Annotated in this window: 4 protein-coding genes and 1 pseudogene; 4 read left to right on the top strand and 1 reads right to left on the bottom strand. The window is 47.2% G+C overall.

The window, feature by feature from the left end:
• From V6C16_RS07325 to V6C16_RS07340, 4 genes and pseudogenes are all read left to right on the top strand, one after another.
• Nucleotides 1–399, top strand: a pseudogene (locus tag V6C16_RS07325) (glutamate--tRNA ligase); the annotation flags it as partial.
• Between the two features lie 105 nt (nt 400–504).
• On the top strand, nt 505–1,293 hold the full coding sequence (locus tag V6C16_RS07330; RefSeq protein WP_333536724.1) for a glycosyltransferase: 789 nt from the start codon (nt 505–507) through the stop codon (nt 1,291–1,293).
• A gap of 53 nt (nt 1,294–1,346) precedes the next feature.
• Nucleotides 1,347–2,858 (top strand): hypothetical protein, encoded by a 1,512-nt coding sequence (locus tag V6C16_RS07335; protein WP_333536725.1) that lies wholly within the window; start codon nt 1,347–1,349, stop codon nt 2,856–2,858.
• Nucleotides 2,855–3,922: a radical SAM protein gene (locus tag V6C16_RS07340; RefSeq protein ID WP_333536726.1), complete on the top strand. Its 1,068-nt coding sequence runs from the start codon at nt 2,855–2,857 to the stop codon at nt 3,920–3,922. The genes V6C16_RS07335 and V6C16_RS07340 overlap by 4 nt, the downstream gene beginning before the upstream one ends.
• Nucleotides 3,923–4,012: 90 nt before the next feature.
• On the opposite strand, the gene fliR is transcribed toward V6C16_RS07340, so the two are convergent.
• Nucleotides 4,013–4,804 (bottom strand): flagellar biosynthetic protein FliR, encoded by a 792-nt coding sequence (gene fliR, locus V6C16_RS07345; protein WP_333536728.1) that lies wholly within the window; start codon nt 4,802–4,804, stop codon nt 4,013–4,015.
• Between the last annotated feature and the right edge of the window lie 535 nt (nt 4,805–5,339).

Genomic DNA, 5,339 nt, shown 5'->3' on the forward strand with positions numbered 1-5,339 from the left:
GGCAAGCTGCCGCAGGAACGCCTGGAGCCGCTGTGCGCCATGTTCCGCGAGCGTGCCAACAACCTCAAGGCCCTGGCCGAAAGCTTCCGCCCCCTGCTGGTCACTGCGGCAGAACTTGAATTTGCTGAAAAAGACGCCGCCAAACATCTGACGGAAGCGGGCAAGGCCCATCTGACGGCCCTGGCCGCCGTATTCGCGGCCTGCGAACCCTTTGCGGCCGAAAGCCTTGAGGCTGCCCTCAACGCCTACGTGGCTGACAACGGCCTCAAATTCAAAGAGGTGGCCCCGCCCCTGCGCACTGCCCTTATGGGCTTTATGGGCGGCTCGCACCTGAACGAAATCATGGCTTTTCTCGGCAGGGACGAAACCCTGGCCCGTCTGAAAAAAGCGGCGGGGTAAGGCTCGCAAAAGCGCGAAGGTGACGCCTCTGAGCTGTCAGAACAGCAGTCCTTCCCCTGATTTTCATATGATACTGGAAACAGATCGAAAATTGACAGGAGAACGATGATGGACGCTTCTGTGAGTATTCTTTATATTACGTATAATAGACTGGCGTATACGAAAGTAACGCTTCCGGCCCTCGTTGAAAATGCAGGGGCGAATTTTGAACTGACCATTGTCGATAATGGGTCCACAGATGGCACGGTAGATTACCTGCGCGAATTTGCAAGGCGTCATCGTAAGCAGATTAAGCATGTTTTTTTTCTTGAAAAAAATATGGGTATTTCTACTCCAACCAACGCTTTTTGGCGTACTTCAAATGCCGAATTTTTGGGTAAGGTTGATAATGATACCCTAGTGCCACGCAATTGGCTCAAGCGACTTTTAGAAGCCCATCAACGTGTGCCGGATCTCGGGGTTATTGGCGGTTTTCATTTTAACCTAGGGTATGTGGATGTTCCAGCTCTGGAAAAACGGGTCGTTTCTGTGGACGGAGTCCAATTGATCCCCGATGCGTATATTGGAGGGTGTTGCTATCTTTTTCGACGGAGCCTGCAGCGTTTAATTGGGGATCTCGCTATCAGTCCCCAAAAAACTCTTGGGTGGACAGGTTACCAAAAAGAAATTTTCCGACGAGGTTACATAAATGGCTATCTCTACCCGCTGCTGCAAGTAGAGCATTTTGACGATCCGCTTGATCCGCACAACTGTTCTTTGGGGATTCACAGGGATGCGTCGCTGCACTCTTTTGGCGATAAAGGGATAGCTTTGGATCGCAGAGAAATTCTTGCTTGGTATGTACGCGATGCGGCTCGTGTCGTTTCAGGGATTTCGTTGAAGGAAATTCTCTAATAACCTTACTGGTTGATTAGCAGCCCGAAAAAATTAAACAGGGTGAATGTGCTATGAGCCAAAAGTGCCAAAAAGGTTTTGCTGTTTCAATTATTGGGAAAGCAAGAACCTTTGACGATATTGCAATTCCATTACACCTCGCGCTACGCAGGCTTGGGCATAGCACCTCGCTTATTCGGAACAGCCTTGATCCAGAAAAAATAAATATTGTTTTTGGTCTTTTTAATCTCTCCGAAGATGAAATATCATCCTTACCAGAAAATATTATTATTTATAATCTGGAACAACTGATTGAAGGCAGCAAAGGACTCTATCCTGCCTATATAAAAGCCTGTTCACGTTTTGAAGTTTGGGATTATAGCAGAGAAAATATTAAGCGGTTTGAAGCAAAGTTCGGCATCACAGGCGTGCGGCATGTTCCGTTTGGGTATTGCCCAGAAATGACCCGTATCGATCCATGCTATCCTAAAGATATTGATGTGTTGTTGTATGGGGCGATGAATGAGCGTCGCGTATCGCTCATTAAGAAGTTACGCGCTGCTGGTGTGAATGCTTTAGGTTTTGATGGAGTTTTCGGGCTGCACAGAGATATTTTAATAGCTCGTTCAAAGATAGTCTTAAATGTCCATTACTACATCCCTGGAATTCAGGAGATTATACGCTTGGGATATTTATGGGCAAACAGAAAATGTGTCGTATGCGAATGCAATGTAGACACAGAGGTGCATGAGGGGTTTGAAAGTGCCTGCATCTACGCGCCGTACGAACAGCTAGAGGAAAAGGTTATAGATCTTCTCCAGCGACCAAGAGCAATTATGGCTATGGAAAAGGCAGCTTTTTTGCAGTTTGGTCGTAATGCCTATGAAGAGATACTCAGAACCGTCGTGGGCACGGGGGAGGCCCAGCCCAAGGTGTTTGCCCCCATGCCGACTTTTCTTAATGTCGGTTCTGGGAAGGATTTTTTGACTCAAGCTATTAATGTGGATATTTCCGCACGTTGGAACCCGGATATTGTTTTGGATATATCGCGGCCGTTGGATTCAGAGATTACTTATGAAACTAGTCGGTTTGGGGCAGTGCAAATCAAGCCGGGGATGTTTAGAAATATCCGGTTGTTTGATGTTCTCGAGCACGTAGAAGACGTGTTGACTACCATGAGCAATTTGTTGGCGCTACTCGGAGATGGCGGTGTTCTGCACATTTGTGTCCCTTACGAGCTTGGACTTGGCGCCTGGCAGGACCCGACCCATCGACACGCCTTCAATGAAAACAGTTGGCTCTATTATACAGAATGGCATTGGTATTCAGGGTGGCGTGAAGCTCGTTTTGATCTTGAAGGCTGCCAGTACAAGCTGTCTTCAGTGGGAAAAGACATGCGCAAGGCCGGCATCGCAATGGATGTTGTTTTGCGCACGCCCCGAGCGGTGGACGCTATGGAAGTTCAACTGCGAAAAAGAGCCACAACGTTTGATGAAAAGACCATGTTTGACCGACAATCCCGCGCTTGCTACTCCAAGGCTCAGCCCCAGTGGGCAACGCAAGATTTCGGTGAAACTGAGTTGTGATCGAAGATGAAATGATTTTGTTTTTTATGGTTTTTCAGGCGATATCTTTTTATATTTTTAACAATAAAGTTACCCTAAATGGGCATATTATGCCAGATAAAAAAGAGAATTTTCTTCCCTCAAGTGTTTGGCCTGATCAAGACAGCGCCCATGCAGCTGTGATTGATCTTATAGACGCGTGCAATTTAAGGTGCCCTGAATGTGTTCGTGGTTCTCGAACTATGAAAAATTCTTCAGGTAAAATGGATTTAGAGTTATTTAAAAGAATATGCAGTAAGCTTATTAAAGAAGGCATAGATAAGGTCTATTTGTATAATTGGACAGAGCCTTTTCTAAATAGGGATATCGCATCATTCATTCGGGTTGCAAAGTTCTTTGGTTTAAAAACAGTGATTTCGTCTAATTTTTCTGTATGTAATGCTCCTATCCAAGAAGCTTTTGGGGCGGGCCTCGATGAGTTGATTGTCTCTGTTAGTGGGTTTTCAAATAAGATCCAACAAATATACCATAGAGGATCCAATGTTGAAGTTGTTAAAAATAATTTGCGGCTGGTAGGATCAAATAAAGAATTTGTAAGTAAAACAAAAATAAAATACTTGTTATTTGATTATAATCAGAATGAATCATTTCTGATGTGTCAATTTGCTAAAATGCTAGGTATGCATTTTTTTGTTACAAAAGCATGTGGTGATCCATTAAAATGTAAAAATGTAGCGAAAACGTCTGTAACGTTTAAAGAGAAGAGGTCTGTTATAATTGATGATGTTGAAAATGTTGAATATATAAGGTATGTTGCTGAAAGGTTCTCCGCAAAAGATGGACATATGTGCCTAGTTGGAATCAGCCCGACTATAGATTTTATGGGAAATGTATATTTGTGCTGTGATCGTCCAAACTTAAAAGTGTTTCATTTGGGAAAATATCTTGAGATGTCAGTTGAAGAGATGCTTTTGAAAAAATATTTACACCCTGAATGCAAAAACTGTACATCTACAAAGTTCTGTAAGCTATCTGTGCCGCAAGAGGCGGCGATGATGAACGCTCTTTTTAAGCCCGGTGTGTAATATTTGAAAAAAGTGTCGCAAGGTTAATTAAAGACAAAAACCTGCGCTGGCGTCTGCTCCCACAGTTGCAGGACAGGTTTTTTGTAAGTGCTACTGATACAGCGCGCTCATGGAGCGCAGCAGATTGATGAACAGGCCGTCCAGCCCCAGAACGAAGGTTTCCACATGGTCGGCCATGATGACCAGCAGCAGGCCCACAAAGAAAAAGCCCACGCCGATCTTGGCCGGAAAGCCGAACTCCATAATATGAATCTGGGGTGACGTTCGGGCTACAAGGCCCAGCGCCACCTCGACCATAAACAGCGCCACCATGACCGGGGCCGCGATCTGCAGGGCCAGCACAAACATCTGCGCGGCCAGGTGCAGTATCTGCCACAGAATGTTGGATCCGATGAACAGCGCCCCCGGCGGCACTATCTTGAACGATGCCGCAAAGCCCTTGATCATGTACAGATGCCCGTCCAGGGCCAGAAAAGTCAGCAGCGACACCATCCAGAGAAAAAACGCCGTAATGCCGGTCTGGTTTCCTGTGAGCGGGTCCGCAAAGTTGATCATGGTAAAGCCCATCTGGAATCCCAGCAGTTCTCCCCCCGCCTGAATGCCCATAAACAGAAAATTGACGGCCATGCCCAGCACAAGGCCAAGCACCGCTTCGCCCAGAACCATGAGCACGAGATCAAAGGGATGCGCGGGCATGTAGCTGCCCGGCAGGGCCAGATGCGGCCACACGCCCAGTGTAAACACAAGGGTTACGGCGGCTTTGACCTGAATGGGAATGTTGTTTGTGGAAAAAACAGGCAGCATGAACATGACGATGCTTACGCGCATCATGGTCAGTATGAGGCTCAGAACCTCGGCCTGGTTATATCCGAACACGTCCATGCGTGTTGTTATGCAAGATGATTGCCAAAATTGTAAATAGCGGGCTCAGGCTGGTCAGCTTGCTGGCTGGTCCATTGCGCTACATGCGTATTGTGAGCGGCACAGGAAAAAACGGCATTTCCCTGGCCGCGAAGTTTGTTGAGAAAGCGGGCAGGATGTTGCGTCGACAGGACAAGAGTCGAGAAACTTCGTCGGTGGGCAAGCAGTCGAGATGTCTTGCCGTTGGACCAATATGCCGAAGTGCCATGCCCTGGAGCATTTTCACTTTGAAACTGCTCTGGCGGCTGCATGAGTAAGCGCGATGTATTTGTGCTGGTAAAATCCGAAGCGGGCGTGTCTTAAACTTTGAGCATGTCCATTCTCAAAATTAATCTGCTTTACTGTTCGTGCGGAGCCTTTGTGCCTGAACGCCCCGTCATGCCCTTGGGCTGCTGGTGGCGCAGCCCGTGAAAAACCCAGGCTGCCAGCAGGGCCACCAGCAACGAGGCAGTAAGCAGCACCGTGCTGTGGGCTGCCGAAAAGGCCAGCCGCGCCG

The organism is Desulfovibrio sp. 1188_IL3213 (assembly GCF_036763145.1).
In the GTDB taxonomy this organism is placed as follows: Bacteria; Desulfobacterota; Desulfovibrionia; order Desulfovibrionales; family Desulfovibrionaceae; genus Desulfovibrio.

What these genes read in the sequence shown, in the direction of transcription:
- V6C16_RS07330 (WP_333536724.1), top strand. Translation starts at nt 505, where the DNA reads ATGATGGACGCTTCTGTGAGTATTCTTTATATTACGTATAATAGACTG.
- V6C16_RS07335 (WP_333536725.1), top strand. Translation starts at nt 1,347, where the DNA reads ATGAGCCAAAAGTGCCAAAAAGGTTTTGCTGTTTCAATTATTGGGAAA.
- fliR (WP_333536728.1), bottom strand. Translation starts at nt 4,804, where the DNA reads ATGGACGTGTTCGGATATAACCAGGCCGAGGTTCTGAGCCTCATACTG.